Origin of the sequence: Luteirhabdus pelagi (genome assembly GCF_016827595.1) — a bacterium.
GTDB lineage: Bacteria > Bacteroidota > Bacteroidia > Flavobacteriales > Flavobacteriaceae > Luteirhabdus > Luteirhabdus pelagi.
In genome coordinates this window covers 19,421-44,545 of the sequence record NZ_JAECMS010000004.1, presented here as the reverse complement: position 1 = coordinate 44,545, position 25,125 = coordinate 19,421, and the positions used below count along the sequence as shown (strand labels likewise).

General features: G+C 40.9%; 25 protein-coding genes. 8 read left to right on the top strand and 17 right to left on the bottom strand.

Going from position 1 to position 25,125, the window contains the following annotated elements; genetic code table 11:
- Positions 1–29 precede the first annotated feature (29 nt).
- From I4Q58_RS11095 to I4Q58_RS11085, 3 genes are all read left to right on the top strand, one after another.
- Positions 30–344 carry a rhodanese-like domain-containing protein gene (locus tag I4Q58_RS11095; RefSeq protein ID WP_203295952.1) on the top strand — a complete coding sequence of 105 codons (315 nt, stop codon included), beginning with the start codon at positions 30–32 and terminating at the stop codon, positions 342–344.
- Positions 341–730: a rhodanese-like domain-containing protein gene (locus I4Q58_RS11090; RefSeq protein ID WP_203295951.1), complete on the top strand. Its 390-nt coding sequence runs from the start codon at positions 341–343 to the stop codon at positions 728–730. The genes I4Q58_RS11095 and I4Q58_RS11090 overlap by 4 nt, the downstream gene beginning before the upstream one ends.
- 104 nt (positions 731–834) lie before the next feature.
- Positions 835–1,215, top strand: a complete 381-nt coding sequence (locus I4Q58_RS11085) for a hypothetical protein (RefSeq protein WP_203295950.1) — start codon at positions 835–837, stop codon at positions 1,213–1,215.
- A gap of 71 nt (positions 1,216–1,286) precedes the next feature.
- On the opposite strand, the gene I4Q58_RS11080 is transcribed toward I4Q58_RS11085, so the two are convergent.
- From I4Q58_RS11080 to I4Q58_RS11060, 5 genes are all read right to left on the bottom strand, one after another.
- Positions 1,287–1,442, bottom strand: a complete 156-nt coding sequence (locus I4Q58_RS11080) for a hypothetical protein (protein ID WP_203296238.1) — start codon at positions 1,440–1,442, stop codon at positions 1,287–1,289.
- 7 nt (positions 1,443–1,449) lie between these two features.
- Entirely contained in the window at positions 1,450–1,608 is a 159-nt protein-coding gene (locus tag I4Q58_RS11075; protein WP_203295949.1) for a lmo0937 family membrane protein, read from the bottom strand.
- An 81-nt stretch (positions 1,609–1,689) separates the two neighbouring features.
- Positions 1,690–3,225 carry a cryptochrome/photolyase family protein gene (locus I4Q58_RS11070; protein WP_203295948.1) on the bottom strand — a complete coding sequence of 512 codons (1,536 nt, stop codon included), beginning with the start codon at positions 3,223–3,225 and terminating at the stop codon, positions 1,690–1,692.
- A gap of 6 nt (positions 3,226–3,231) precedes the next feature.
- On the bottom strand, positions 3,232–4,524 hold the full coding sequence (locus I4Q58_RS11065) for a DASH family cryptochrome (RefSeq protein WP_203295947.1): 1,293 nt from the start codon (positions 4,522–4,524) through the stop codon (positions 3,232–3,234).
- Positions 4,521–4,664, bottom strand: coding sequence for a DUF2256 domain-containing protein (locus I4Q58_RS11060; protein WP_203295946.1), 144 nt, complete (start codon positions 4,662–4,664; stop codon positions 4,521–4,523). The genes I4Q58_RS11065 and I4Q58_RS11060 overlap by 4 nt, the downstream gene beginning before the upstream one ends.
- Positions 4,665–4,755: 91 nt before the next feature.
- On the opposite strand from I4Q58_RS11060, the gene I4Q58_RS11055 reads away from it, so the two are divergent.
- On the top strand, positions 4,756–5,559 hold the full coding sequence (locus I4Q58_RS11055; protein ID WP_203295945.1) for a class I SAM-dependent methyltransferase: 804 nt from the start codon (positions 4,756–4,758) through the stop codon (positions 5,557–5,559).
- Positions 5,560–5,650: 91 nt separating this feature from the next.
- On the top strand, positions 5,651–9,337 hold the full coding sequence (locus I4Q58_RS11050; protein WP_203295944.1) for a BamA/TamA family outer membrane protein: 3,687 nt from the start codon (positions 5,651–5,653) through the stop codon (positions 9,335–9,337).
- Between the two features lie 4 nt (positions 9,338–9,341).
- On the opposite strand, the gene msrA is transcribed toward I4Q58_RS11050, so the two are convergent.
- The 3 genes from msrA to I4Q58_RS11035 all read right to left on the bottom strand — a co-directional run bounded on the left by msrA (position 9,342) and on the right by I4Q58_RS11035 (position 12,010).
- Complete coding sequence (msrA, locus tag I4Q58_RS11045) at positions 9,342–10,022, bottom strand: peptide-methionine (S)-S-oxide reductase MsrA (RefSeq protein WP_203295943.1); 681 nt, start codon at positions 10,020–10,022, stop codon at positions 9,342–9,344.
- Positions 10,023–10,129: 107 nt separating this feature from the next.
- The gene (locus tag I4Q58_RS11040; RefSeq protein WP_203295942.1) at positions 10,130–10,912 is read right to left on the bottom strand and encodes a zinc ribbon domain-containing protein; all 783 of its coding nucleotides are present in this window, start codon (positions 10,910–10,912) and stop codon (positions 10,130–10,132) included.
- Between the two features lie 3 nt (positions 10,913–10,915).
- Complete coding sequence (locus I4Q58_RS11035) at positions 10,916–12,010, bottom strand: Nif3-like dinuclear metal center hexameric protein (RefSeq protein WP_203295941.1); 1,095 nt, start codon at positions 12,008–12,010, stop codon at positions 10,916–10,918.
- Between the two features lie 87 nt (positions 12,011–12,097).
- On the opposite strand from I4Q58_RS11035, the gene lpxK reads away from it, so the two are divergent.
- Positions 12,098–13,111 (top strand): tetraacyldisaccharide 4'-kinase, encoded by a 1,014-nt coding sequence (gene lpxK / locus I4Q58_RS11030; RefSeq protein WP_203295940.1) that lies wholly within the window; start codon positions 12,098–12,100, stop codon positions 13,109–13,111.
- Here the strand turns inward: lpxK and I4Q58_RS11025 are convergent.
- The 6 genes from I4Q58_RS11025 to I4Q58_RS11000 all read right to left on the bottom strand — a co-directional run bounded on the left by I4Q58_RS11025 (position 13,108) and on the right by I4Q58_RS11000 (position 19,222).
- Positions 13,108–15,357, bottom strand: coding sequence for a response regulator (locus I4Q58_RS11025; protein WP_236002904.1), 2,250 nt, complete (start codon positions 15,355–15,357; stop codon positions 13,108–13,110). The genes lpxK and I4Q58_RS11025 overlap by 4 nt on opposite strands.
- A gap of 31 nt (positions 15,358–15,388) precedes the next feature.
- Entirely contained in the window at positions 15,389–16,387 is a 999-nt protein-coding gene (gene gap, locus I4Q58_RS11020) for a type I glyceraldehyde-3-phosphate dehydrogenase (protein ID WP_203295939.1), read from the bottom strand.
- A gap of 3 nt (positions 16,388–16,390) precedes the next feature.
- Complete coding sequence (lipA, locus tag I4Q58_RS11015; RefSeq protein WP_203295938.1) at positions 16,391–17,263, bottom strand: lipoyl synthase; 873 nt, start codon at positions 17,261–17,263, stop codon at positions 16,391–16,393.
- A 75-nt stretch (positions 17,264–17,338) separates the two neighbouring features.
- Positions 17,339–17,908 (bottom strand): RNA polymerase sigma factor, encoded by a 570-nt coding sequence (locus tag I4Q58_RS11010; protein ID WP_203295937.1) that lies wholly within the window; start codon positions 17,906–17,908, stop codon positions 17,339–17,341.
- The gene (locus I4Q58_RS11005; protein ID WP_203295936.1) at positions 17,899–18,987 is read right to left on the bottom strand and encodes a glycosyltransferase; all 1,089 of its coding nucleotides are present in this window, start codon (positions 18,985–18,987) and stop codon (positions 17,899–17,901) included. The genes I4Q58_RS11010 and I4Q58_RS11005 overlap by 10 nt, the downstream gene beginning before the upstream one ends.
- A gap of 28 nt (positions 18,988–19,015) precedes the next feature.
- Positions 19,016–19,222 (bottom strand): membrane or secreted protein, encoded by a 207-nt coding sequence (locus I4Q58_RS11000; RefSeq protein ID WP_203295935.1) that lies wholly within the window; start codon positions 19,220–19,222, stop codon positions 19,016–19,018.
- A gap of 93 nt (positions 19,223–19,315) precedes the next feature.
- Between I4Q58_RS11000 and I4Q58_RS10995 the strand changes: the two genes are divergently transcribed.
- Positions 19,316–19,939, top strand: coding sequence for a fasciclin domain-containing protein (locus I4Q58_RS10995; protein ID WP_203295934.1), 624 nt, complete (start codon positions 19,316–19,318; stop codon positions 19,937–19,939).
- Here I4Q58_RS10995 and murB read toward each other — a convergent pair.
- Both murB and I4Q58_RS10985 read right to left on the bottom strand, forming a co-directional pair.
- The gene (gene murB, locus I4Q58_RS10990; RefSeq protein WP_203295933.1) at positions 19,936–20,943 is read right to left on the bottom strand and encodes a UDP-N-acetylmuramate dehydrogenase; all 1,008 of its coding nucleotides are present in this window, start codon (positions 20,941–20,943) and stop codon (positions 19,936–19,938) included. The two genes, I4Q58_RS10995 and murB, sit on opposite strands and share 4 nt — an antisense overlap.
- The gene (locus I4Q58_RS10985; RefSeq protein WP_203295932.1) at positions 20,943–22,133 is read right to left on the bottom strand and encodes a pyridoxal phosphate-dependent aminotransferase; all 1,191 of its coding nucleotides are present in this window, start codon (positions 22,131–22,133) and stop codon (positions 20,943–20,945) included. Before I4Q58_RS10985 ends, murB begins: the two co-directional genes overlap by 1 nt.
- 243 nt (positions 22,134–22,376) lie before the next feature.
- On the opposite strand from I4Q58_RS10985, the gene I4Q58_RS10980 reads away from it, so the two are divergent.
- Positions 22,377–23,588: an aspartyl protease family protein gene (locus I4Q58_RS10980; protein WP_203295931.1), complete on the top strand. Its 1,212-nt coding sequence runs from the start codon at positions 22,377–22,379 to the stop codon at positions 23,586–23,588.
- Positions 23,589–23,594: 6 nt separating this feature from the next.
- On the opposite strand, the gene I4Q58_RS10975 is transcribed toward I4Q58_RS10980, so the two are convergent.
- A complete protein-coding gene (locus I4Q58_RS10975; RefSeq protein WP_203295930.1) occupies positions 23,595–25,109 on the bottom strand; it encodes an OmpP1/FadL family transporter in 1,515 nt (504 codons plus the stop codon).
- Positions 25,110–25,125 lie beyond the last annotated feature (16 nt).

Sequence of the window (25,125 nt, the reverse complement as noted above, 5' to 3'; positions counted from 1 at the left end):
TACTTTTGTCTGTATATTAAAATCAAGCTATGGATCTTTCACAACAAGAATGGAGCGAAAAGCTCGAAAAAGACGATAACGCTGTAATCCTGGATGTACGTACCGATGCGGAAGTAGCCGAAGGGTATATTCCAGAAGCGAAACAGATCGATATTCAGAACCCGCCCAAGTTTATGGAAGCGGTTGAAAAACTGGACGCTTCCAAAAACTATTATGTGTATTGTCGTTCTGGCGGACGTAGTGCGCAAGCTTGCGCCATCATGAAATCGAAAGGAATCGAAAACTGTTACAACCTTCTGGGCGGATTTTCGGAGTGGGATGGTGACAAAACTTCTTCACTATGATACAGAAAGTGTTTGCTATAGTGGTTCTTTTCAGCTGTATTGCCTGTAATAACGGTAGTGCACAGGAAGACACCGTGTTGAAACCATCCGAGTTTTTACAAAAACTTCAGGAGGATAATTCAGCACAATTGGTCGACGTACGTACTGTTGAAGAATTTAGCGCTAGTCATTTACGGGATGCCCAAAACATTTGTGTAACCGACGATGATTTTGAGGAAAGAGTTAAGGAATTGGATAAATCGCAACCGGTGTATGTCTATTGCCGAAGTGGTGGGCGAAGTGCGCGCGCTGCCAAAACTCTACGCGATCTCGGATTTGAAAGAGTGTACGACTTAGATGGGGGAATTCTGAACTGGGAAAAAGAAGGCCTGGAAACCGAACGATAAGTTTTTAAAATTCTTAACAACCGCAGTTAAATTGACGCTAAAGCCACTCGAAACGAGTGGCTTTTCTATTTTTCATATTTATCTTGGATTCAAAATCAAGCGTTATGAAAAATCAGAAAACGTTAGTACACGACGAAATGCGTAAGCTTATTAAGAAAAGCTGCGCAGCCGATCAATTGCTGAACCCACATTATTATAGCTTTCAAAAGTCGCTGTTGAAATTCTTTTTCAACGCTGCGGCCATTACCATCGATTACGATGAGAAAGAAATAGCATTGTATAAAGGGCAAGGTGCGCAAGGAGATGACAGTAAGCTTTTCGATTTATCGGAAACGTCAACCATAAAAATTTCATACGATAACCTTGAGGAAACGCTTAAGGGATGTCTTGAGAAAGGACACAAACCTATTCACTTTTACAAATCGCAATTATTTCACTACAATCGCGTCGCTGATGTTATTACTGAGGAGCCCATCAGTGCGTAATCCCTAATTGTAAGCAAGAAAAAAGGTCTCGAATTTCGAGACCTTTTTTTATTTTTAAGATGAGAGGATGATTAATCTACTGCATCTTCAACATCGTCTGCAACATCCTCAACATCGTCTGCTACGTCGTTTTGTTCTCTACAGCTAACAAATCCTGTACTTAGAATTCCAGCTAGGAACATCAATAAAAATACTTTTTTCATAATTGTGGTTTTAAAGGTTAACATGATTGTTTTACGGTCGTCGGCCCGTGGCCAAACGATACAAAATACCTATGATTGCCAATACTAATAGAATGTGGATTAGACTTCCAACGGCTTCACCGAAACCGAAGTACCCGACTAACCATCCAATGATTAGTATTACAACGATAAGCCAAATTAAATCACTCATAGCTTTTTTGTTTAATAGTATTAAAGCTACAACAATTGTGTGTTGACCGATTCTACTTTAACCAGGGTTTAACGACTTCTGTTAATAGTCGTTAGGATTTTGAATAATATCTGCGGCGCGCTCTTTCAGGGCTGAAAGGTCTTTTGCCGACTTTTTTTCCAACAGGCTCATCATCATATTCATACGCTGATTATCCTTGAAATGTTCTTTCTTATCATCTAAAAAGTTCCAATACAAGCTGTTGAACGGACATGCATCTTCTTCTGTTTTCTTATTCACCGAATAGTGACAATCTTTACAATAATTGCTCATCTTATTGATGTAACTACCGCTTGAAACATAAGGCTTGGTTGCTACAATACCACCATCGGCATATTGCGACATCCCTCGAGTATTCGTAATCTCTACCCATTCAATGGCATCGATATAGATCCCCAAATACCAAGCGTCAACGTCATCAGGATGGCATTGCGCCAACAGCGCAAAGTTTCCGGTAATCATTAATCGTTGAATGTGGTGGGCGTATGCATTGTCCAAACTTTGGGTGATGGCATGATGAAGACAATTCATCTTCGTATCGCCAGTCCAATAAAATTCTGGCAACTCATTTTGATTATCTAATTTGTTTGAACGACGATAGCCGGGCATTTCTTTCCAATAGATCCCTCGCATATATTCGCGCCAACCGAGAATCTGACGTACAAATCCTTCCACCTGTGAAATATCGATAGCATCTTGATGCTCGCGCCAATATCCGATAACCGAATCTATCACCTCCTTGGGATGAAGCATTTTGCTGTTCATGGCGAAGGATAATCGGGAGTGAAACAAATATGCCTGGTCGGTATGCGAGGCATCTTGATAATCGCCGAAATGAACCAACAGATTTTTACAGAAATAGTTCAAAACTTTTAAGCAATCTTCGCGAGCGGTCGGCCAGTTGAAATTTTTCTCTTGAATGTTTCCAAAGGTAGTGACCCCTGCATCCTTAATTCTTGCCACTGTTTTTGAAACATCTTTCCGAAATCCTTTTTCGTGCGGTATCTCGGGTTCGCCCTTCCATTTCTTTCTATTGCTTTTGTCGAAATTCCATTTCCCGCCTTCTGGGTCTTTATCGTTAACCATCATGATATCGTACTTCCTCCGCATATATCGGTAGAAGTATTCCATGGTCAATTCTTTTTTTCCCTCATAAAATTCTTCTAAATCTGTTCTGCTAGTAAGAAAATGCTCGGTATCGAAGGCTTCGGTTTCGATGTCAAGCGTTTTACAGAAATCGTTTAGTTGCTCATCCAATCGATATTCGTCGGGAAGTTGGTATTCAAATTTTTTAATAGCATGTTCGTCGATAAGGTTTTTAAGGTTCTTCGGAAGGTCTTGTTTGTTCTCCGAGTCATCCAATTGATAGAAGATTACCGTATGACCACGGTCCTCCAACCAATCGGCAAAATTTCGCATGCTTTCAAAAAAGGCTACAACTTTTTGGATATGGTGCTTTACATAATCGGTTTCTTGCCGCATTTCGGCTAAGAAATAGATGATATCCTCATTCGGATCGTCGTACCAAGAATGTTTATGGTTTAATTGGTCGCCTAACAGCAAGCGAAGCGTTTTCATATTATATTACTTTTTTATCCAGCCCTTTACATATTTCTTATCGGGATCGTACCGATCAGCCTGTTTTTCTATATTGAATTTTCTATCGCGGGGATCGTTGCCTACACCTGCATTGTACATCCAATTTCCCCAATTGCTGTGTACGTCATAATCGATAAGCATACTTTCAAAATAACTCGCCCCAATACGCCAATCCTGATACTTTTCCTTTGCGAAATAACTGGCTACGTTTTGCCGACCGCGATTGCTCATAAATCCGGTAGCTGCGATTTCATTCATATTAGCATTCACAAAATCATATTCGGTGTTGCCTTCAATCCAATTTTTGATAACATCCTCTTCTTTCTTCCAGTCGTATTCCTTTTCCAAAATACCTCCTAGTTGAAAAATCTTCGAACCGTGCTGAAGCGATACATACTTGAAGAAATCGCGCCAGATGAGTTCAAAAACTAGCCAATAAGTATCTTGATTTTTGGTGATTTCAGATTCAAACTTCTTCACTTCCGCATAAATACTTCTTGCTGAAATGCTGCCATTGGCTAACCAAGCCGAAAACTTTGAACTATAGTCTTCACCCAACAAACCATTTCGTGTCTGTTTGTATTCCTGAAGCTTTTTTGTTTTCCAGAAATAATGGTCTAGTCGCTCCCAAGCTGCTTCTTCACCACCAGAAAACGGAAAAGCACTATTATTATGAACCTCAAAATCTTCTAGTCCAAGCTCATGAAGTGTTGGTAGCTTCATTTCGTTTTCTATGAGATTTTTTTCGGAAAGCGGTTCGGGCTTAGATATTGGTTTGCGTACCTCACTATTCTTCTCACTTCGTTTTCGAAATTCCGTAAATACTTTTGGAATCTTAGTGAAATCGTCAAAGGGAATATCCTCTGGGTGAAACAAAAACTGATCGTAATATTTTTGAATGCTTATATCGTTGGGAAGTGACGCCCGAACATTTTCTTCAACAGCAACCTCCTCTTCGGTCCATTCCCTTTGAAGGTAGAGCGTATTGATTTTATGCTTTTCGACTAGTGAAGGGAGTATGTTTTCGGGGGAATCGTGATATATAAGTAAAGGTATGTTTAGTTTTTTTAGCTGTTGCTGAAGGTTCTTCACCGTTTCCAACAAAAACTTGGCGCGGAATTTACCGGTCTTCGGAAAGCCGAAGTCGGTTTCAGCAAACTGAAGGGGGTCGAAACAGTATACTGCTATCACTTTTTCTGAAGTTTCACAGGCTTTAGAAAGCGACTGATTGTCGATTGTTCGCAAATCGTTTCGAAACCATACTAAACTATTCTTCATGCGTTGTTTTTATTTCGTCTACAGCGCTCGCTGCAATACACCACTGCTTCCCAATTCTTTTCCCACTTTTTACGCCACGAAAAGGAACGTTGGCACACGGGGCAAACTTTTTCGGGCAGATGAGGCTTTTTATGCGCCATGCTTAAAAATACAGATTGTTTAATGTAATCATGTTAATTTTAAACAAAAGTATCAATCGACCACAGTATCTTAGTCGAAATTTTTTTCGCGATGGATTATCAAAAGGAGTTTGATACAAATAGAGAGACATGGAATGCAAAGGTTTCTGCCCATGCAAACAGTGATTTTTATAATCTCGAGGCGTTTAAGAAAGGAAAAAACAGTCTAAATAGTTTCGAACTTGAAGCGCTAGGTAATGTGAAAGGGAAATCGCTGCTTCACCTGCAGTGCCATTTTGGTCAGGATACCCTTAGTTGGAGCCGAATGGGAGCCAAATGTACTGGGGTTGATATTTCCGATAGTGGCATTGCACTCGCCCAAAGCTTAAATGAAGAGTTACATCAAAACGCCGAATTCGTTTGTTGCAACGTACTGGATACGTCGAAGTATATTTCCAAAACCTTCGATATCGTCTTCACGAGCTATGGTGTAATTGGTTGGCTCCCTGACCTGAAACCTTGGGCGCAAATGATTGCGGAGCGGTTAAAACCTGGAGGTATTTTTTACATCGTCGAGTTTCATCCCATCGTCTGGATGTTCGATTATCTTCAGCAACCTCCAAAAATGATATATGGCTATCATCAAAAAGAAGCGATCTACGAAGAATATGAAGGCACTTATGCCGATACCGGTTCAAAAATGGTGAGCAGGGAATATGGCTGGAATCATGGGTTAGGTAAAGTGGTCACTACGCTTGCCGATGCCGGTCTTCACATTGAGTTCTTACGCGAGCATGATGAATCGCCTTACGATATCTTTCCAGGACTTCAGAAAAATGATACTGGGTTTTATGAACTTACCAATGGGTTATATCCACTACTATTTGAACTAAAAGCAAGAAAACCCGAACAGTAGGGAATACCTTCAGATGTTAAAATATTATTAGGGGGAAGCGAGATTGAGGTGGATTTTCCTATTTTTCGACCAAACCTAACGTACCATACCCTTGAAGAACTCCCAATACTCAAGAAATTTTACGATAATCCTAGGCTTTTTACTCCTTCTCAGTGGTTGTGCGGTGGAGAAAACGCAATATCGCAATCGCGATGATGCGACAGGTTCACAAATTCAAGAAGCTACAATCGATACCACTACTAGAAGAATCTTTCTCTTTGGTAATGCAGGAGCAAAAGAGAAACCAATCCCCTCAAAATATGCAGAAGCGGTCACTTCTTTTCTAAATGAAGAAGGGCGAAAGCAGGACTTGTTATTTTTCCTGGGGGACAATATTCATAATTCTTCATTCGAATCCTCCTTAAATGAAGAAAAACTGAAACAACAATTGAAATGGGCAAAGGAATTTAAAGGAGAAGCTTATTTCAACCCAGGAGAGCAGGAATGGAAAGGCGTTTCGCTCGAGCGACTTGAAAATATGGAAGATGCTGTTGAAGTTGCCTTGGACAAGGAACATTTCCTTCCTGAAAACGGGTGTCCGTTTGAAGAGGTCGTCATCGACGACCAAACCGCAGCATTTTTCATCGATACGCAATGGTATATCGAAAACTGGAATACTGTAAAGCATCTTAATGATGATTGCCAAATTAAGACACGCGAACAATTACTGGCTATTATTCGCGATGAGGTACGGAAGGTACGCCATAAAAATGTGTTGCTGATTATGCATCATCCATTGTTCAGTAACGGAATTCATGGTGGGGAATTATCTGGTGAAGCATTAACAAAACCCGTTGCTGAAAATGTCTACATTCCAGTAGCGGGAAGTATTTGGACGTTCCTCCGTACACAGGGTGGATTGTCAAAGCAAGATCAATTCAATCCGTTAATGAATGAATTGCTACAAGAGATAAAGTCAATTTCCCTTCAGGCAGAGCGCGTTTTTGTTCTGTCTGCACACGAACGCTCTCTTCAGTATATCGAAAATGGAAATGTACGTCAGTTGATTTCCGGAACTATGGTCGATACCAAAGGTGCCCGTTTAGGAAAGGACGGTTATTTCAGTAGCGGTCAACGTGGCTTTGCCGAACTTCAACTATATAAAGATGGAAGTTCAAAAGTTCTTTTTTATACGTTTACCGAAAAAAATGGACTACAACAGGTTTTTGAAAAAGAATCTTTTCAAAAACCAACACCATATCCTATCGATTCATTACCCAAAACATTTCCGAAAACGCAGGCCGCAACGGTGTATCCAAAGGAAGATGTAGAGACTTCCGAGCGCTATGAAAAGTTTTGGGGAAAACATTATCGTAAGCAGTATGGGGTGGAAGTAGAAGCTCCTGTCGGGTTAATCGATACCCTCTATGGTGGCTTTCGGATTGAACGTCCCGGCGGAGGAAATCAAACACAATCGCTTCGATTGATTCTAGGCGAAGACAAGGAATACAATATGCGCGCTTTGGCGAAGGATCCGGTGGCATTCTTGAAGTCGGCTGGCTATGACGAACTCGACGGCGCACGCTATTTTTCAGAAACCATTCCGGAAGCCATCATTAAAGATTTTTATACGGCGGCACATCCCTATGGAGCGTTTGCCATTCCAAGGTTAGCCGGAGCGGCCAATTTGAACCATACGCATCCCAAGTTATTTTACATTCCGAAGCAGGAAGCGCTGGGCGATTTTAATGATATCCATGGCGACCGATTGTATATGATTGTCGAAAAACCCGATGATGATTTCAACAGTGCTCATATGTTTTCCTTTAACGATGATGTGGAAAGCACCCAGGATTTGTTTGAAGAAATCCGTAAAGATGAGTCGAAGTATGTAGATGAAGAGGAATATATCCGCGCAAGAATCTTCGATATTTTGGTGGGCGATTGGGATAGACATGAAGACCAATGGCGCTGGGCCGAGGTTGAAAAGGAAGACGGAACTACCGAATTCTTAGCAATTCCTAGGGATCGCGATCAGGTGTTCGCGAATTTTGATGGAAGCTTTTTAACGTTTCTTCAGAAATTTATGAATGGAACCCGTCAGTTTGGTAAATACGGTCCCGATATTGAATTTATAGAAGGTTTCAGTGAAAGCGCTATCAATCTCGATCGAGCGCTAGTACAACGAAGCGACCGCGAGGAGTGGCTGCAGCAAGCAAAAATTCTTCAGGATAGCATTACTCCCGAAGTGGTACGGCAAGCATTTCTTGAAATGCCAAAGGAAGTACACGATGATACCTGGGAACAAATTCAGCAGGATTTGTTAAAGCGTAAGGAAAACCTACTGGATATCGTTAATCGTTACTACGACCACTTTATCCGTTTTCAAACCTTAAAGGGAACCGATAAGGACGAAATATTTGTCATTGAACGTAGATCGCCCGATATCACCACAATTTCAGCATTTCGCAAGATTGATGGAGAAAAGGGTGATACACTATTTATCAGGGAATTCAATAGAAAGGATACCAAGGAAATCTGGCTCTATGGATTAGATGATGACGATGATTTTATAGTGAAGGGTTCTTCCGCTGAAAAACCGATTAAAATAGTGCTGGCGGGTGGACTCGGAGAAGACACTTACAATATAGAAAATGGTCGTGCTGTTGAAGTATACGATCAAAAAATTCAGCGTACCACCATAGATGAAAAGGGTGGTGCTCGGTTTCGGTTGAATGATATCTATGAAAACCATGTATACGATTCCGAAAAGCGACCAGAAAGTCACTCCGTGTTTGGAGCAAAACTGTCGTATAACCCAGATTTAGGAGCTATTCCATCGCTAAAGCTTGGGAAACAAACCTTAGCCTTTGAACGGAATCCCTTCACTACGCAGTATTTTTTGGAAGCCGACTATTTTTCACTAACACAAGCTGCTGATATTAAAGGTGAATTGCATTTCGCCCACCTATTTCCAGAATGGAACCTAAAAGTGAAGGGGAGGGCAACGACTAATAATTTTACCCAAAACTTCTTTGGAATCGGGAATGAAACTGAAAATGAAGTGGAATCGTATGATGCTAATCGGCTATACCTTCAATATTTGCAAGGTGGTGTGTCTACCTATTATCAAGGAGAATACGGATCCAATTTCGAGTTCGGAGCCGATTATTCGTTTGTAGATATTTCACAAGGTAGTACGGAAAATCTTGCCATAAATGACGATACATTTCAATATGCCAAGGCAATTGGAAAATATACTTATGAAAGTCTCGATGACAATGCTTTCCCTACCAGAGGAATGCTTTTCGATGCAACATTAAATGCTAATTTTTTCACCGAAGGAAGCAGCGATCAAACATTCAGTGCCAATCCGAGTATTGCCTTTTTTAATGCAATCGATAATCAACGTCGGTTTGTAATGGAAACGAAGGCTAGCGGTCAATTGACGTTTGGCGAGAATATTCCGTTCTTTCAGTTAGCACAATTGGGAGGAGAGCAAAATTTACGAAGCTATAGATTGCAACGCTTTCATGGAAAGCATGCAGCCTTTGGTCGCGCTAATTTTCACTACCGTTTACAGCCGATTAAAACCCCCGTCTTTCCGCTGAAAATTTCTGTAATGGTTGGTGCCGATACAGGACGCGTTTGGACACCAAACGAAAGTTCGGAAAAATGGCACTCGAGTTATGGAGGAGGTATCCGTCTGAACATGGTTTCCTTCTTCGATACGCGGGTCACTTATTTCACGGGTGAAGAAGGCGGTCGATTTGCCTTTTCCCTGCTTTTTGGTGGCTAAAGTTTTAGTGTGAAGCGTTTTCCTTCAATAATTCCGGAAATTTTTGTTGAAAGCGTTTTAACCGTGGAATTGATACATTTTGAATATAGGGGTTATTCGGATTTCGCTTTTCGTAATCTTGGTGATAGCCTTCTGCTTCCCAAAATTTTTGAAAGGGTAGAACTTGAGCTGCAATTTCACCTTCACCATATTCTTTCTCCAATGCTACAATTTTTGAGTCGATAATCTCTTTTTGCGCTTCATTCTGATAGAAGATGATACTTCTATACTGCGAGCCCATATCGGGTCCTTGCCCGTTTACCTGCGTTACATCCTGAGAACCGAAGTATACATCGACCAAGGTTTCAAACGAGACTACATCTGGATTGTAAATAATTTCCACAGCCTCAGCGTGACCGGTACGTCCAGTATTACTCGATTCGTAGGTCGGATTTTTAGTATGACCGCCGCTGTAACCAGAAATTGATTCCTTAACACCTTTTACGCTTTCGTAGATAGCTTCTACACACCAAAAACAACCGCTGGCAAAGTAAGCGCGCTCCAAGCCATCTTGGGCAGGGACTTCAACAGGTTCTTGATTTTTCTGGGCTAGGGCTTCTGCTTCCTTATTTTTTTGGTTGGACTGGCAGGAAGCCGAAAGGCTTAACAGCGTAGTGACAAAGAGAAGGGAAAGAATCTTTTTCATAGTTGCTTTTTTGAATAGGTCGCATGCGACCTTACTTTCTTACTGAAAAGGTATAAAAAAAGCCTCCACGTATTGTGAAGGCTTTGTTATAATTTGAATAGTGATTTTTATTTCACTTTATCGAAAAGCTTGTCCATTTTCTCGCGCTCTTCATCAGCCAAGGCTGGATCGACTAAAATTCGTCCGCTATGCTCATCGGTGATGATCTTTTTGCGGGAAGCGATTTCCATTTGAACCTGTGGTGGAATGGTGAAGAAAGAACCTCCGGAAGCACCACGTTCAACGGGTACAACCGCCAATCCGTTCTTTACGTTCGTACGGATTCGGGTGTAGGCTTTTACCAAACGTTCTTCGATTTCTTTTTGGTATTTTTCAGATTCCTTAATAAGAGCTTTTTCCTCTTTTTCGGTCTCTGCTAGGATTTCATCCAATTCACCTTGCTTGTGCTTCAAGTGCTCTTCACGAGCTTTCAAGGTTTCCTTGGTATCTTCGATAACTTGTTTTTTCTGCTCGATCTGCGCCTTAAATTCCTTAATATGCTTTTCAGACAATTGAATTTCCAATTCTTGGAATTCAATCTCCTTGCTTAGGGAATTATATTCACGGTTGTTCCGAACATTATCCTGTTGTGAAGAATACTTTTTGATAAGCGCTTTCGACTCCTCAATTCCGTTTTTCTTCTCCTTGATTTTGTCCTCGATTACTTCAAGTTCATTCTCCAACTTCTCAAGGCGCTTGTTCATGCCAGCCACTTCATCTTCAAGGTCTTCAACCTCTAGGGGCAATTCACCACGAACATTTCGGATCTCGTCAATACGCGAATCGATTAACTGCAGGTCGTACAGTGCTCTTAACTTTTCTTCTACAGTTCTTTCTGTTTTCTTTGCCATATACTAAAAATAGCTAATAGGATTGGTGTTTGTCTTTGATAAAACGGTTGCAAAATTAGTGAATTTTTTCGTAAGGAAAGAATGTAGCAATTGTTTTGTGAACTGTTCACTTTCATAATGACCAATATCGCAGATTAAAATGCGGTTTTCGGCCTTAAAAAAGTCATGGTACTTGAAATCTGCCGAAATAAAGGCATCGGCACCTGCCGCTTTGGCCCCATCGATGGCGAAACTTCCGCTACCACCCAGCACAGCTATTTTTTTGATGTTCTTTTGAAGGCGTTGCGAATGACGAATACAACCTGTTCCGAACGTATTCTTCAACAGGGCTAAAAAATCACCTTCCGCCATTGGCGACTCGAATTCTCCTATCATTCCCATTCCAATATGCTGGTTTGCGTTTTCGAGGGTTGTGATTTCATAGGCGACCTCCTCATATGGGTGCGAAGTGAACAGGGCTTTGAGTACTTTCGATTGTGTATGCTTTGGAAAGGTAACCCCAATCTGAATTTCCGGTTCAAAATGGGTGTTTCCTTTTTCGCCTACCGTTGGGTTGGAATCTTCATTTCCCTGAAAACTTCCTTCCCCTTCCACATTAAAACTACAATGGTCGTAATTGCCAATACTTCCAGCGCCAGCAGCAAATAAGGCTTCCCGAACGGTTTCAGCATGCTTCTTCGGCACAAAGGTGATCAGCTTTTTGATGGTCCCTTTTTGCGGTACCAACACCGACGTTTTCTTCACTCCAAGCTTTTTACACATCATGGCGTTAACCCCATTCCAATGATTGTCCAAGGCCGTATGAATGGCAAAAATTGAAATGTCATGCTTGATGGCTTTCTGAACGACGCGTTCCACATACGTTCTTCCCGTAATTTTCTTCAACCCTGAAAAAATAATCGGATGAAAACTAACAATTAGGTTGCAATTGTTTTCAATAGCTTCATCCACTACAGCTTCCAACGTATCTAAAGTCACTAAAACTCCTGAAACCTTTTGATTACGGTCGCCGACCAATAATCCGGTATTGTCGAAATCTTCGGTATAAACGAGCGGTGAAAGCGTTTCCAGCGCATTGGTTACATCCTGTACGGTCATAGAAATACTTTTTCGTAAAGATACAGGTTTCAACAATTTCGATAGAATAAAGGAATCCGTTTATCTTTACACCGAATAATTACTTACATGAAGTTACTGCGCAAACTGCTTTTCCCTTTTTCTGTACTGTATGGTTGGATTATGTCCCTACGGAATTGGGCCTATGACAACGCATATTTGAAAAGTACTGCTTACGATATTCCCATTATTTGTGTGGGCAACCTTTCGGTTGGAGGGACAGGAAAGAGTCCGATGATCGAATTTTTACTCGATTTTTTAAAGGAGGAGTATCAAGTTGCTGTATTGAGTCGCGGGTACAAACGAAAAACCAAGGGTTTTGTAGAGGTGAAGGATACGAGTACTGCGGAAGAAGTAGGCGACGAGCCCCTTCAGTTTAAGCGAAAATTTCCAAAGGCGAAGGTCGCGGTATGTGAAGATCGTCGTAAGGGGATTGAAGAGCTTCAATCTTGGGCCGATATTATTTTATTGGATGATGCGTTTCAACATCGAAAAGTAAGACCTTCGACCACTATCCTGCTAACGCCGTTTCATGATTTGTATATCAACGATTATATGCTTCCCACGGGAAATCTTCGTGAACCCAGAAAAGGAGCGGAGCGAGCGGATATCATTGTAGTTACGAAATGTCCAGACCGAGTTCCCTACTCAAAATTGCAGGAAATTGAATATAAGATGCCGTTGGGCGACCTACAGGAATTGTTTTTCTCCAAAATAGGCTATTCTGAAGTGATTCATGGGAAATTTGAAATACTCCCGTTAGAATATTTGAGCGATAAACCATTCACCTTGGTCACAGGAATTGCAAATCCGATGCCGTTGACAACGTTCTTAGCGAACCAGGGATTTCAGTTTACACATGAGAAGTTTGGCGATCACCATCATTTCTCAAACGCTGAAATTGAAAAGTTGAAAACTGCTTCACCAATCCTTACCACCGAGAAGGATTATATGCGCTTAAAAGATCGGATGGAAGGTGTGGAATTATATTATTTGCCGATTACCACTAAAATCTTAAACGATCAAGGTCAGTATTTACGTAAAAGCATTCAAAACAGGATTAAGCATACGCTTCCGGATTAAGAATTTACAGGAAACTTTTGCTGTTCGAGGGTTCTGTAGATTTTCTCGAAGAACTCCTCGGGCTTAAACGGCTTTGGAATAATCTCATTGAAACCGGCACGATAGAAATCGTCTAGGTTCTCATCGATGGTCACCGCCGTTAGTGCTATAATAGGAATATGTTTGTTGAATTCACGAATCTTTTGCGTAGCCTCTACACCGCTGATACCTGGCATATGGATATCCATTAATATAACATCGTATTGGTTTTGCTGTACCAATTTTACCGCATCCATACCATTATCGGCTACTTCACACTTCATTTTGTTCTTCTCCAGAATCTTCTTGGTAATCATCTGGTTGATTTTATTGTCTTCAACCACCAATACCGAACGGTTTTCAAGCGCTACGTAATCGACATCGTAGATGATGTTTTTCGGATTCGAATCGTCTTTTACTTCTTCAGAAACGCTCAAGGTAAGGTCGAAGTGAAATTTGGAACCTTTCCCTAACTGACTTTCAAGATAAATCTTACTGTTCATCAGCTCCAAGAGGTTCTTAACAATAGCAAGTCCGAGGCCGGTACCTCCAAATTTTCTGTGAATCTGAAGAGATCCTTGCGAGAAGGTTTCAAAAATGCTCTTCTGCTTCTTCTTTGAAATTCCCACGCCATTATCTTCAACTTCAAAGTGAAGGGTAACGTTATCGTTCTTTTCACTTTTCTTTTGAATTCGAACCCAGATATCGCCATTTTCGGTAAACTTCACCGAGTTACCGATGAGGTTAATGAGAATTTGTGATAGTTTTAATGGATCGCCCACCAATTTGGATGGGATATCTTCGTCGTATTCCAAGTGAAGCGTATTGCTTTTGTCCTTAGCCGATTTTCCGAGCGCCACCAATACATCGTTAATACGTTTGCGAAGGCTAAAGCTTGTTTTTTCAACTTCAACCTTGTTCGCTTCCAATTTGTTTAGGTCAAGAATGTTATTGATTAAGGACAGGAGGTATTCACCAGAAAACTTTAAAGAATTAAGGTGCTCTTTTTGGTGTTCTTTCGGATTTTCCTCGAGTAGTAAATGCGTGAGTCCGGTTACGGCATACAGAGGTGTCCGTAGTTCGTGTGTAATGGTTGAAAGGAACTGTGCTTTTGCTAGCGATGCTTTTTCCGCCTTTTCCTTTGCCAATAATAACTCGTTGTTTTTATCCTTTAGTAAGTCGTTTGCCTTCGCTCGTAAATTGTTGTTTTTGAAAAGTGATAAGGTTAGCAGTGAAAGAATCACGATCAGGGCGATACTGAGCCCAGTCGTCATTTGAGTGAATTTGATAGATCGCTGCTTTTTATCTAGGTCATCCTGCTGAGAGGCAATAATCTCATTTAGATTCCCAATACTGGATTCGGCATCGGCACTTTCTGAAATGGCCGAGGAATATATGATGGTAAGCGAATCGCGCTTGGCATAATAGTCGTCAATTTGTGCAGAAGCTAATTCAACGTTGCCTTTTCTCAACGCGACTTTAGAGCCAATTCGAAGGGCTTCCATACGCAATCGCGAAAATTTGTTCGACTCCAAAATAGGCGTCGCTTTATCGAGAGAAATCTCTGCTTTTTCAACTGCATTTTCAACCTCGGTTGGCGGCAACAATAAATAAGCATTTGCCTCTTCCAATAGCGCATATACTAAATAGTACGATTGATTCGTCTGTTCAAGCGTTGGAATGGTTGCATTAAAATAGTTAATAGCGCTTTTTGGATTCTTCTGTTCTAGTTCCCATAGTCCTAACCCAAATAATACCAATGCCTGGTTCTTCTCATCATTTAATTCTGAAAAAATAGCATCGGCATCCTTCAAAAATTTTTCTGCTTCTTCAAAGCGATGCAATTCTGTATTTATGAGCCCCTTAAAAGTATAGGCTTCTGCAAGTTTTTGGCGGTCATCGGTATTCTTCAAAAAAGCAATGGCATGATCAATCTCCGTATTTGCCTTCTCATAGTTTTCAATCGTGAAGTGCAATTTTGCCAAAATAGTAATGACATCCGCCTTAGCGGAAATATCAGGATATTCGGTAACTAATTTGTTGGCTTCCTTCAGATTTTGAATGGCTTCAGAAAATTTCTGCTGCGCCAATGCTCTTTCAGCTTGCGCCTCAAAACGTGTAAGCATAGCCAAAGTATCCCTATCGCGCTCGTTGTCTTGCGAAAAACAGCTGAACGAAAGCAAAAGGGAGAGCAGGATTAGGCTACTACTTCTTATGATACCACCCATATAGGAATGTGCAGTTTGACGGTAAATATAGTTATTTCCTCGAAAAATGTAAGATTAAATCTACAATTCTCGATGAATAGCCGATTTCATTATCATACCAGCCGATGATTTTTACCATTTTACCTATGACGGAAGTCATTCCCGCATCGAAAATGCAAGAATGTGGATTATCAATAATATCAATGGATACGATAGGGTCTTCCGTGTATTGTAGAATTCCTTTAAGGTGTGTTTCAGAGGCTGTTTTAAAGGCTTGATTTACGTCTTCTATTGAAACATCTTTCTTTACGTTGAAAGTAATATCGCAAAGCGAACCGTTGGGAACGGGCACTCGAATACCACAGCCACCGATAACATCGGCTAAATCAGGAAAAATCTTGGTCAGTGCCTTAGCTGCTCCCGTCGTAGTGGGAACGATCGACTGTCCCGCAGCACGTGCTCTGCGCAAATCGCGATGCGGTTTGTCGTGAAGACTTTGGTCGCTAGTGTAGGAGTGAACTGTAGTGATGTACGCCTGATCGATACCGCAAAGCGAATTGATAACTTTTAACATCGGCGCCGCGTTGTTAGTAGTACAAGAAGCATTCGATAGGATAGTATCATTTTCGGTGATGATGTCTTCATTTACCCCCATTACCACTGTTTTGATATCATCTTCAACCGGAGGTACCGAAAGAATCACCTTTTTTGCGCCATTTGTAATGTGATGTTGAAGCTCCTCTTTCGACTTAAATTTCCCCGTACATTCAATTACAAAATCAACATTCGACCATTGAATATTTTTTGGGTAGCTTTCTGAAGTGAAGCGAAACGTTCGATCGTCGACCTGAATTGTATCTTCGTTCGCTTTTACATTTTTATGTAACACTCCGTGAATGCTATCATATTTCAATAAATGTGCTAGAGTTGTAGCATCGGCCATATCGTTGATGGCCACAACTTCTATTGAAGGATGGTCCAGCAACAAACGAAATAGGTTTCGGCCAATACGGCCAAAGCCATTGATGCCGACAGTTATCTTTTCAGCCATAAACTAAGTTAAGTGCTTTTGGGCTTTATAGGAAGAACGTACCAAGGCGCCGCTTTCTACATGGCGGAAGCCCATCTCCAATCCGATTTCCTCATATTTCTTAAACTGTTCGGGTGTGATAAATTCTTTCACCTGAAGATGCTTTTTAGAAGGTTGAAGGTATTGTCCAATGGTCACGATATCAAGGCCTACCTTTCGAAGATCTTCCAAGGTTTGAATCACTTCTGTCTCTGTTTCACCCAAACCAAGCATAATACCACTTTTAGTGCGGGTGATTCCTCGTTCTTTCAAGTACCGCAACACGTCAAGGCTTCGTTCATATTTCGCTTGGATTCGAACCTCTCGCGTCAGTCGTTTAACCGTTTCCATATTATGTGAAACTACTTCTGGGTGGACGTCGATAATTCTGTCAATATGTTTCGTGATGCCCTGAAAATCGGGAATAAGGGTTTCCAATGTGGTCTCTGGATTCATTCTTCGGATAGCCTTTACGGTTTCCGCCCAGATGATAGAACCCATATCTTTTAAATCGTCGCGATCTACCGAGGTTATAACGGCATGCTTAATTTCCATTAATTTAATGGAACGTGCAACTTTTTCGGGTTCTGCCCAATCTACTGTTTCGGGTCGCCCGGTCTTCACCCCGCAAAAACCACAGGAGCGCGTGCAAATATTCCCAAGGATCATAAAAGTTGCGGTACCTTCTGTCCAACATTCCCCCATATTCGGACAACTTCCAGAGGTACAGATGGTATGCAAATCATATTTATCGACCAAGCCCCGCAGTTCGGTATATTTCTTTCCAGTAGGAAGTTTTACGCGTAACCACTTCGGTTTTGGGGTTGGTTTTGGTCTATCGACAACAGCTGTTTCCATATGGCCGCAAAGATACAAATATTCCTATCGAGAACATATGCTTCGGCATACGTTGGAACATCTTAATTTTAGGGATTATTGTTTATTTCGAATGATCTCTGCGAGTAGCTTTCGAGCACGAAGGAGACGAACCTTTACATTGCTTAACGGTTCTTGAAGTTTTTCGGCAATTTCATTGTAGGACATCTCCCTAAAATACCGAAGGTTAATAATTTCCTGATAGTGGGGCTTCAATTCTTTTATGTATCGAAGCAATTCATCTAATTGCTGTTTGGTAATCAATGTGTCTTCAGGCGAAGGCGCTCCGTCAGCTATCCCTATCACATCATCGTCCAAATTTTTCGTGGTATTACGATATAGGGCCGCATTCTTCTTCCGTGTTTTATCGATTTGGATGTTCTTCGAAATAGCCGTTATCCAAGTTCCAAAGGCAGCCTGTTCGGAGTCATATTGTTGAATATTATCGAACGCCTTTGCAAAGGTTTCGATGGTAATGTCCTCGGCTTCCTGTTCGTCTTGTATCCGTTTCACCTGAAAACCAAAAACCCTGTTCCAATATTGATCCAAGAGAAAATTAAAGGCGGACTGATTTCCCTGCTTTGCGCGTTCGATATGATAAATGATATGGGGTTCGGTTATGTCCACCGGCTTTGTTTCGTTGTGCTGTTGGAAATAAAGATACGCAATTGAAACAAAATCAGAAACAGTTCAAATAAAGGAGCGTAGGGTGTTATATCATTCTCTCGAAGCCTTTTGGCAGCTTTGGAAAAGCAAAGTATTTGCATAAAAAAACGAAAGAGGATCATTCCCAATACAATGCGCCAATCGAAAAGAAAAAAGCACGCTACAGCTAGAACCCAAAACAATAGGTTAAGGCTGTAATAACCCCCAAGGAGCAAACGATATTTTAGTTTATAGCGAGTTGCGGTTGAATAATGCCTTCTTTTTTGTCGGTACCAAGCCTTCCAGGACTTCTTTGGAATGGAATAGGTAAATGCTTCTGGTGCTGTACAGAATATAGTATTGCTCGACGTAGCCGATTCGTTTACAAAAAGATCGTCATCGCCAGAGGGGACTTTAATATGCGACATGTACCCACGGTTGGCGTAAAACAAATCGCTGGTATAGGCTAAATTTCTGCCCACACCCATATAGGGCATTCCCATATTTGCATAGGAGAAATATTGGGTGGCGGTCATCAACGTTTCATATCGAATGAGTTTGTTGAGCAGTCCTGGTTTTTTTTGATAGGGTCCATAGCCTAACACCAACTCTTTTTCACCTTGAAGATGTTGTGCCATGAATGAAAGCCACTTATTTGATGCAGGTGTGCAATCGGCATCCGTAAAGACAAGCTTTTTATTCACCGCACGTTTTATGCCAAGGGTCAAGGCATACTTCTTACTAGCCCAGAACGCTTCGTTATTTTGTACGGTTACGATCTTGATTCTGGCATCTTTCGTTGCAAATCGTTCCATAACCTCGGCAGTATCATCTACCGAAGCATCATTGATAAGGATAAGTTCGAAACTTGGGTACTCTTGCGATAGCCACTTGGGAATGTTATGCTGAAGGTTTTCAGCTTCGTTTTTAGCACAAACAATTAGACTTACCGGAAACCTGGTAGGTTTGAGGTTGGAAGAAGACTTCGGAAACTTGGTAAAAAGTAAATAATAAGCACAATTAAGAAGAATTATTGCACCCAGTACGTAGAGTAGTGCCATAGCCTAAAGCAGCAAGAATATATTTGAATTATTCTTTATGTGAGGTCTCGGTGCAGTTTTCGAACTGATCGGGTGTTTTCCCGCAAAACCCACAGGCTTCGCCATCCTTATTCAAAAAAGGACTCTGACTGGCACAGGTGCCTGCAAATTTACCGTCTTTCTTACCCCAAATCTTAATAGCGATTCCGGCTACAGCCAACAGCAATAATAACAATGTTATAAGCAGTAATTCCATAGTTCGAATTTGTGTGCAAAAGTACAATCTTTCTTGCGGAAATGCTCAGTTTTTGGTTACTTTTAGACCTTTATTCCTATAACAACAACTACTATGAGAAATATATACATGATATTGATGGTTGCCGGGTTAAGTTGCATATTAATAGGCTGCAATGATGCTACTAAAAAAGAGGCTGACTCTGAAAAAGTTGAAGAAACGGCCGTAAAGGAAACGAAAAAAGCACCTCCAGCTGAAAAGAAAGAATTATCGGATACTGAGAAAAAGCAGGTGAATAGCGTGATGACCAAAGTAATGGTAACACCAGAAGCAAAAACGTTTACAAGTGCGTTGGTTACTGCCGGACTAACCAATATCCTATCGAAACAGCAAGGTCCTTTTACCGTATTCGCTCCCTCAAACACAGCTTTCGAAAATTTAGGTGAAGAAGGTCGCAGAAAATTATTGTCGCCAGCCCAATCGGATAGCTTACAGCTATTGCTGAAAAATCATATTGTCCAGGGAATGATGAGTTCATCAGACCTCGTGCAGCAGTTGAAAGCCAAGGGCAGTATAACCATGAATACAATAGCCGATACAAAATTGACCGCCAAAATGGAGGGATCTCAGATTGTGGTTCAAAATGAAGTGGGAAAATCGGCAGTCATAGGGAAAAGCGATATTGAAGGTTCCAACGGAACCGTCCATTTGCTAGATAGCGTGCTGCAGATAAACTAAAGGATGTTTACTTCGGGTTCGATATAAATCCCAAATTGTTCACGTACTTTCTTTTGAATCTGTAAGGCTAAGTTCCAGAGTTCTTCACCTGAAGCATTCCCATGATTAACCAATACAAGGGCTTGTTTGTCATGTACGCCAGCATCTCCAAACCGTTTCCCTTTGAATCCGGCTTGTTCAATTAACCAGCCAGCAGGTACTTTGTATTCAGCGTCGGAAAGCTCGTAATAGGGAGCTTCCGGGTAGTTGCTTTTAAATTCTCGAAACGCTTCGGCATTCAATACAGGGTTTTTGAAGAAACTTCCACTGTTGCCTATTTCTTTAGGATTTGGCAATTTTGATTGACGAATACTTATAACAGCCTTTGAAATGTCCTGAATGGTAGGTGAAGAAATATTCCGTTTCTTCAATTCGTCTTGGATAGCGCCATACGAAGTATGTAGTTCATGATTTTTCTTCGTTAGTTGAAGCGTTACCGATACGATGCAATATTTTCCCTTGGCTTCGTTTTTAAAGATAGAATCGCGGTACCCGAAATGACATTCATCTTTAGTGAAGGTTCTTTCCTTTCCTGTTTCAATCTCCACCGCTCGGCAGGATTCGAATACATCTTTCAGTTCCACTCCATACGCTCCGATATTCTGAATTGGCGCTGTACCGATATTTCCAGGAATTAGGGAAAGATTTTCAATACCGCCGTAGCCTTCAGCTAAACAGTGAAGCACAAATTCATGCCAATTTTCACCGGCCATGGCTTTTATATAAACGTGATCCTCCGTTTCATTTTCAATAGAAATTCCTTTAAGATTCAAATGAACAACTAAGGTGTCAAGGTCTTTGGTAAGCAACATATTGCTCCCGCCGCCTAAGATGAAGACAGGATTGTTTTCCGCTAGAATAGTCTTCAATTCATCGACAGCTGTAATCGACACAAACTGTTTCGCGGAAACGTCAATTCCGAAGGTATTGTAGGGTTGAAGTGATTTGTTTTGCTCAATATGCATTATCCGGGATAAACTTCTAGGGCTTTTTTCAGTATCTCGACGGCTTTCAGCAAACTGTCCTTTTTCAAAACATATGCAATCCGTACTTGGTTTTTACCTACGCCGGGCGTTGAGTAAAAGCCGGCAGCGGGTGCTACCATCACGGTTTCACCATTTAAATCGAAATCCTGCAGTAACCATTGGGCAAATGCATCGCTATCCTCTACAGGAAGTTCTGCGATACAGTAAAACGCACCCTTTGGTTCACCGACTTTAACACCTGGAATTTCCTTAAGCTTTTCAATCAATAGATTTCTTCTTTCCGTGTATTCCGTTATTGCTTCATCAAAATAACTTTGTGGTGTCTGTAGGGCTGCTTCACTAGCAATCTGTGCAAAGGTAGGAGGACTCAGCCGCGCTTGTGCAAATTTAAGGGCAGTTGCCATGACCGATTTGTTTTTTGATACTAAGCAACCGATACGTGCCCCGCACATGCTATAACGTTTTGAGACAGAATCGATAATGATACCGTATTCTTCCATACCTTCTTCTTGAAGGATGGAATAATGTTCGGCACCATCGTATGTAAATTCACGGTATACCTCGTCGGCTACTAGGAAAAGATCGTGTTTTTTAACAATGGCCGCCAATTTCTTGATCTCATCACGAGAATAGAGATATCCTGTCGGGTTACCAGGATTGCAAATTAGAATTGCCTTTGTTTTGTCAGTAATTAGCTTCTCAAACTCCGAAATAGGGGGGAGTGCGAAGTTGTTTTCAATTTTTGAAATAACTGGGACAATATTAATCCCAGAGGAAGTTGCAAAGCCGTTATAATTCGCATAAAAGGGCTCAGGGATAATAATTTCATCACCAGTATCAGCAATACTACCCATGGCAAATAAAAGCGCTTCGCTACCACCGGTAGTCACAATAATATCGTCTGCTGAAATGTCAATGTCGTTCTTCTTGTAGTAATCGGCGATTTTTTTTCGGTACCCCTCAGATCCTTCAGATCGGGTATAGGCCAATATCTCCAAAGAGTGAAGTGTTACGGCATCCATCGCAACCTGCGGCGATTTGATGTCTGGTTGCCCGATATTTAAGTGATATACTTTTTTGTTGGCTTTATAGGCTTGTTCAGCAAAAGGAACGAGTTTTCGGATAGGCGATTCGGGCATTTGCTGCCCCTTTTTCGATACTACTGGCATACGCAATTCATTAAACTACAAATTTGCGAATAATATTTATAATTAACGAAGGCTACGGTTGCTTTCAACTATTTTTTTTATCTTCATGAAACTGGTCCCAAGAATATGATATTCACACGAAGTTTTCTGATACAATTTATATTTTTCCTTCTTGCATTTAAGATGGTTTCACAAGAGGGTTTTAGATTTCCGGAAGGTGTTCGGAAGGATAAAGTTAAGTTTGAGTTGGTCAATAATCTAGTAGTGGTACCGGTAACAGTTAATGGTACGGAACTTTCCTTCCTCTTGGATACTGGTGTAAGAGCTTCAATAATTTTTAGTTTGGAGCAACGTGATTCTTTGTTGCTCGGTGATTCAATGCCCGTAACGCTTCGGGGATTAGGCGGAGGAGCTCCGATTGAAGCGCTCAGAAGTGAGAAAAATACTGTTAGATTGGGTAAGGCTTTCGATGATAATCATACACTATATGTGGTATATGGGAGTTCACTGAACCTCTCGCCTAGAATGGGAACACCTATTCATGGAATTATTGGCTATGAGTTTTTTAAAAAATTTACAGTTAAAACAAATTATGCAGGAGAGCGCCTAACTTTTTACTCTCCTGAAACTTACAGTTTTCGAAGCTGTAGTAGGTGCTCGGACCTCCGATTAGGCTTTTATTCAGGAAAACCATTTATTGATGTATCGTTGTTAGATAAATATGGTAAAGAAAGGGATGCAACATTGTTATTGGATAGTGGCTCCAGTGATGCAATTTGGCTCTTTGGCGAAAATGATTTTATCTCGAAAGCGCCTTCAAATTATTTTAAGGATTTTCTAGGTTTAGGATTAAGTGGTAATATATATGGTAAAAGGTCTCGTTTGGACATGGTTTCAGTGGGCGATTTTATGCTGCAGGATGTAAACGTTTCTTTTCCAGATACAACTTCTCTTCGGGAATTAGTTTTTTATGATGAAAGGGATGGGAGTATAGGTGGCGATATGCTAAGGCGATTTACAATATGGGTCGATTATAAAGGTCAGCGCTTACGACTACGCAAGAATCGAAGTTTTTCAAATCCTTTTCACTATAACATGAGTGGACTTACAATTCAGCACGATGGATTAGAGGTTTATGAAGAACAGTTTTCCGTCTATCAGTCGAATGAGGTTTCAGATCAATTTCAAAACAAGGAAAAGAATGTAATTTCTGCAAATACATTTTTAAAGCAAACCCGTTTTTCTTTGGTTCCGCGTTACGTAGTTGCTGCAATACGTCCTGACTCACCAGGTGCGAAAGCTGGTTTAAGGGTTGATGACGAAATTATAGAAATAAACAATAAACCAGCTCATAAATTTGAATTGTATGAGTTAAATGCACTGTTTACCTCAGAGGAGGGTAAAGAAATTGAACTTCAAGTCCGACGCAATGGACGCCAATTTAAAGTTCAATTTAAATTAGAGCCAGTACTATAGCGGTTGTTAGAAGCGTAAGGTGAACGAAACCATATAATTGCTCATAACGCTATTGACCCTAGCAGGATCGGTAAGGCCAGCTGCATACATTTGCTGATTTCTGTCCTGTTCAGCTCTACTATAAGCGATGTCAAAACTATAAGCCCCAAAATTATAGCCTGCACCTGCAGAAAAACCAGTCAAATCGCCCACAATAGTTGAGTCCTCATACGGGCTTTGCTCATAGCGATAACCGCCTCGTAGGCTAAACTGATTGATTCTGTATTCACCTCCAACTCGGATTCCCGAAGTGGAAGTCAAAGTGTTTTCGATAATGGTATTTAGTGAAGCAAAGGAAACATCCTCTGGACTAAAATGAATATTTGAATAATCCTTATACATATAATCAACACTCAAGAGGCCATTTTCGCCAAAGACATATGCCGCACTAGCGGTAAGCTTTCCTGGGGTTCTTAAATTATAATCCGCATACACGTTAACGACTCTTGGATCGACAATAGATGTAAGGGATTGGTCTCCCTCAGTTCTTTCGGTTTCCAAGTATTGAGAAGTTTCTTCAGAAATTTCAAACCACGTTGGAGTATCGTAAGTAAAACCAATCCTAAACGCTTTATTGATTTTAGCTATTGCTCCAAATTGAGCGGAAAAACCTGCTCCTAATACCGATAAATTGTTTTCAAAACCTATTGCGGTTATCCCATCACCACTATTATTTGTGTTTTCAGATAAAAAGGAGGTCTGTTGATAATCTATTACATGAGAATTCAAATTGATACCGAAGTAAAAATGTTCCTTAAACTGTGTAGCAAAATTGAAGGTATACTTGCCTCGGTATCCTTGTTCCAAACGCAAGTAATCCTGCGAGAAAGGACCGTTACCGACATTGGAAGTATATTCTGTATTTCCTGAAGTTGGAGCAACTGGGTCTATGATATACCCTTGATATGCTAAAAATGCATTTTGAGCAGCCACACCTTGCGTTTCCCCTAGAAATGAATATAAATCTGCAATGGTTTCTCCATTTTGTAATTGTAATAGGTTCAGTGGAATGCCTTGTGCTTGCGAAAGAAAAAAACTTCCTATGGAATTACTCCCATTTCCGCTGATAATTAAATCATTGTCAAAATTTCGGGTAATTGTATAATTTAATCCAATCGTAAACTTTTTCCAAGGGCTTTCGCTATTGTCATTGGGAAATACATAAGCACCACCGATATGCGATAAGCTTAAGTCATTTTCAAAACTCTTGGCATTTGTATTGAAATAATTGGTATTGTTTTCAATATCGAAAACAGAAGCAGCCATAGACATCTCCGATTGCAATAATACAGCACTTCCGGCGGGATTTATCGCTAGGGAAGATACATCGCCGCCAAGCGCTCCAAAAGCACCCGACATTGCAGTAAATCTAGCGGTTCCTTGCGTATCGTCTAGCGAATAACGCAATCCATCGTCAATGTTTTGTCCGCTCATTTGGGTCATAAAAAACCCTGCAATGAGAAAGATGTACATCTTATTCATGAGTATTAATTTATAA

Coding starts and splice junctions, on each gene's coding strand:
- I4Q58_RS11095 (WP_203295952.1), top strand. CDS start 30: ATGGATCTTTCACAACAAGAATGGAGCGAAAAGCTCGAAAAAGACGAT.
- I4Q58_RS11090 (WP_203295951.1), top strand. CDS start 341: ATGATACAGAAAGTGTTTGCTATAGTGGTTCTTTTCAGCTGTATTGCC.
- I4Q58_RS11085 (WP_203295950.1), top strand. CDS start 835: ATGAAAAATCAGAAAACGTTAGTACACGACGAAATGCGTAAGCTTATT.
- I4Q58_RS11080 (WP_203296238.1), bottom strand. CDS start 1,442: ATGTTAACCTTTAAAACCACAATTATGAAAAAAGTATTTTTATTGATG.
- I4Q58_RS11075 (WP_203295949.1), bottom strand. CDS start 1,608: ATGAGTGATTTAATTTGGCTTATCGTTGTAATACTAATCATTGGATGG.
- I4Q58_RS11070 (WP_203295948.1), bottom strand. CDS start 3,225: ATGAAAACGCTTCGCTTGCTGTTAGGCGACCAATTAAACCATAAACAT.
- I4Q58_RS11065 (WP_203295947.1), bottom strand. CDS start 4,524: ATGAAGAATAGTTTAGTATGGTTTCGAAACGATTTGCGAACAATCGAC.
- I4Q58_RS11060 (WP_203295946.1), bottom strand. CDS start 4,664: ATGGCGCATAAAAAGCCTCATCTGCCCGAAAAAGTTTGCCCCGTGTGC.
- I4Q58_RS11055 (WP_203295945.1), top strand. CDS start 4,756: ATGGATTATCAAAAGGAGTTTGATACAAATAGAGAGACATGGAATGCA.
- msrA (WP_203295943.1), bottom strand. CDS start 10,022: ATGAAAAAGATTCTTTCCCTTCTCTTTGTCACTACGCTGTTAAGCCTT.
- I4Q58_RS11040 (WP_203295942.1), bottom strand. CDS start 10,912: ATGGCAAAGAAAACAGAAAGAACTGTAGAAGAAAAGTTAAGAGCACTG.
- I4Q58_RS11035 (WP_203295941.1), bottom strand. CDS start 12,010: ATGACCGTACAGGATGTAACCAATGCGCTGGAAACGCTTTCACCGCTC.
- lpxK (WP_203295940.1), top strand. CDS start 12,098: ATGAAGTTACTGCGCAAACTGCTTTTCCCTTTTTCTGTACTGTATGGT.
- I4Q58_RS11025 (WP_236002904.1), bottom strand. CDS start 15,357: ATGGGTGGTATCATAAGAAGTAGTAGCCTAATCCTGCTCTCCCTTTTG.
- gap (WP_203295939.1), bottom strand. CDS start 16,387: ATGGCTGAAAAGATAACTGTCGGCATCAATGGCTTTGGCCGTATTGGC.
- lipA (WP_203295938.1), bottom strand. CDS start 17,263: ATGGAAACAGCTGTTGTCGATAGACCAAAACCAACCCCAAAACCGAAG.
- I4Q58_RS11005 (WP_203295936.1), bottom strand. CDS start 18,987: ATGGCACTACTCTACGTACTGGGTGCAATAATTCTTCTTAATTGTGCT.
- I4Q58_RS11000 (WP_203295935.1), bottom strand. CDS start 19,222: ATGGAATTACTGCTTATAACATTGTTATTATTGCTGTTGGCTGTAGCC.
- I4Q58_RS10995 (WP_203295934.1), top strand. CDS start 19,316: ATGAGAAATATATACATGATATTGATGGTTGCCGGGTTAAGTTGCATA.
- murB (WP_203295933.1), bottom strand. CDS start 20,943: ATGCATATTGAGCAAAACAAATCACTTCAACCCTACAATACCTTCGGA.
- I4Q58_RS10985 (WP_203295932.1), bottom strand. CDS start 22,133: ATGCCAGTAGTATCGAAAAAGGGGCAGCAAATGCCCGAATCGCCTATC.
- I4Q58_RS10975 (WP_203295930.1), bottom strand. CDS start 25,109: ATGAATAAGATGTACATCTTTCTCATTGCAGGGTTTTTTATGACCCAA.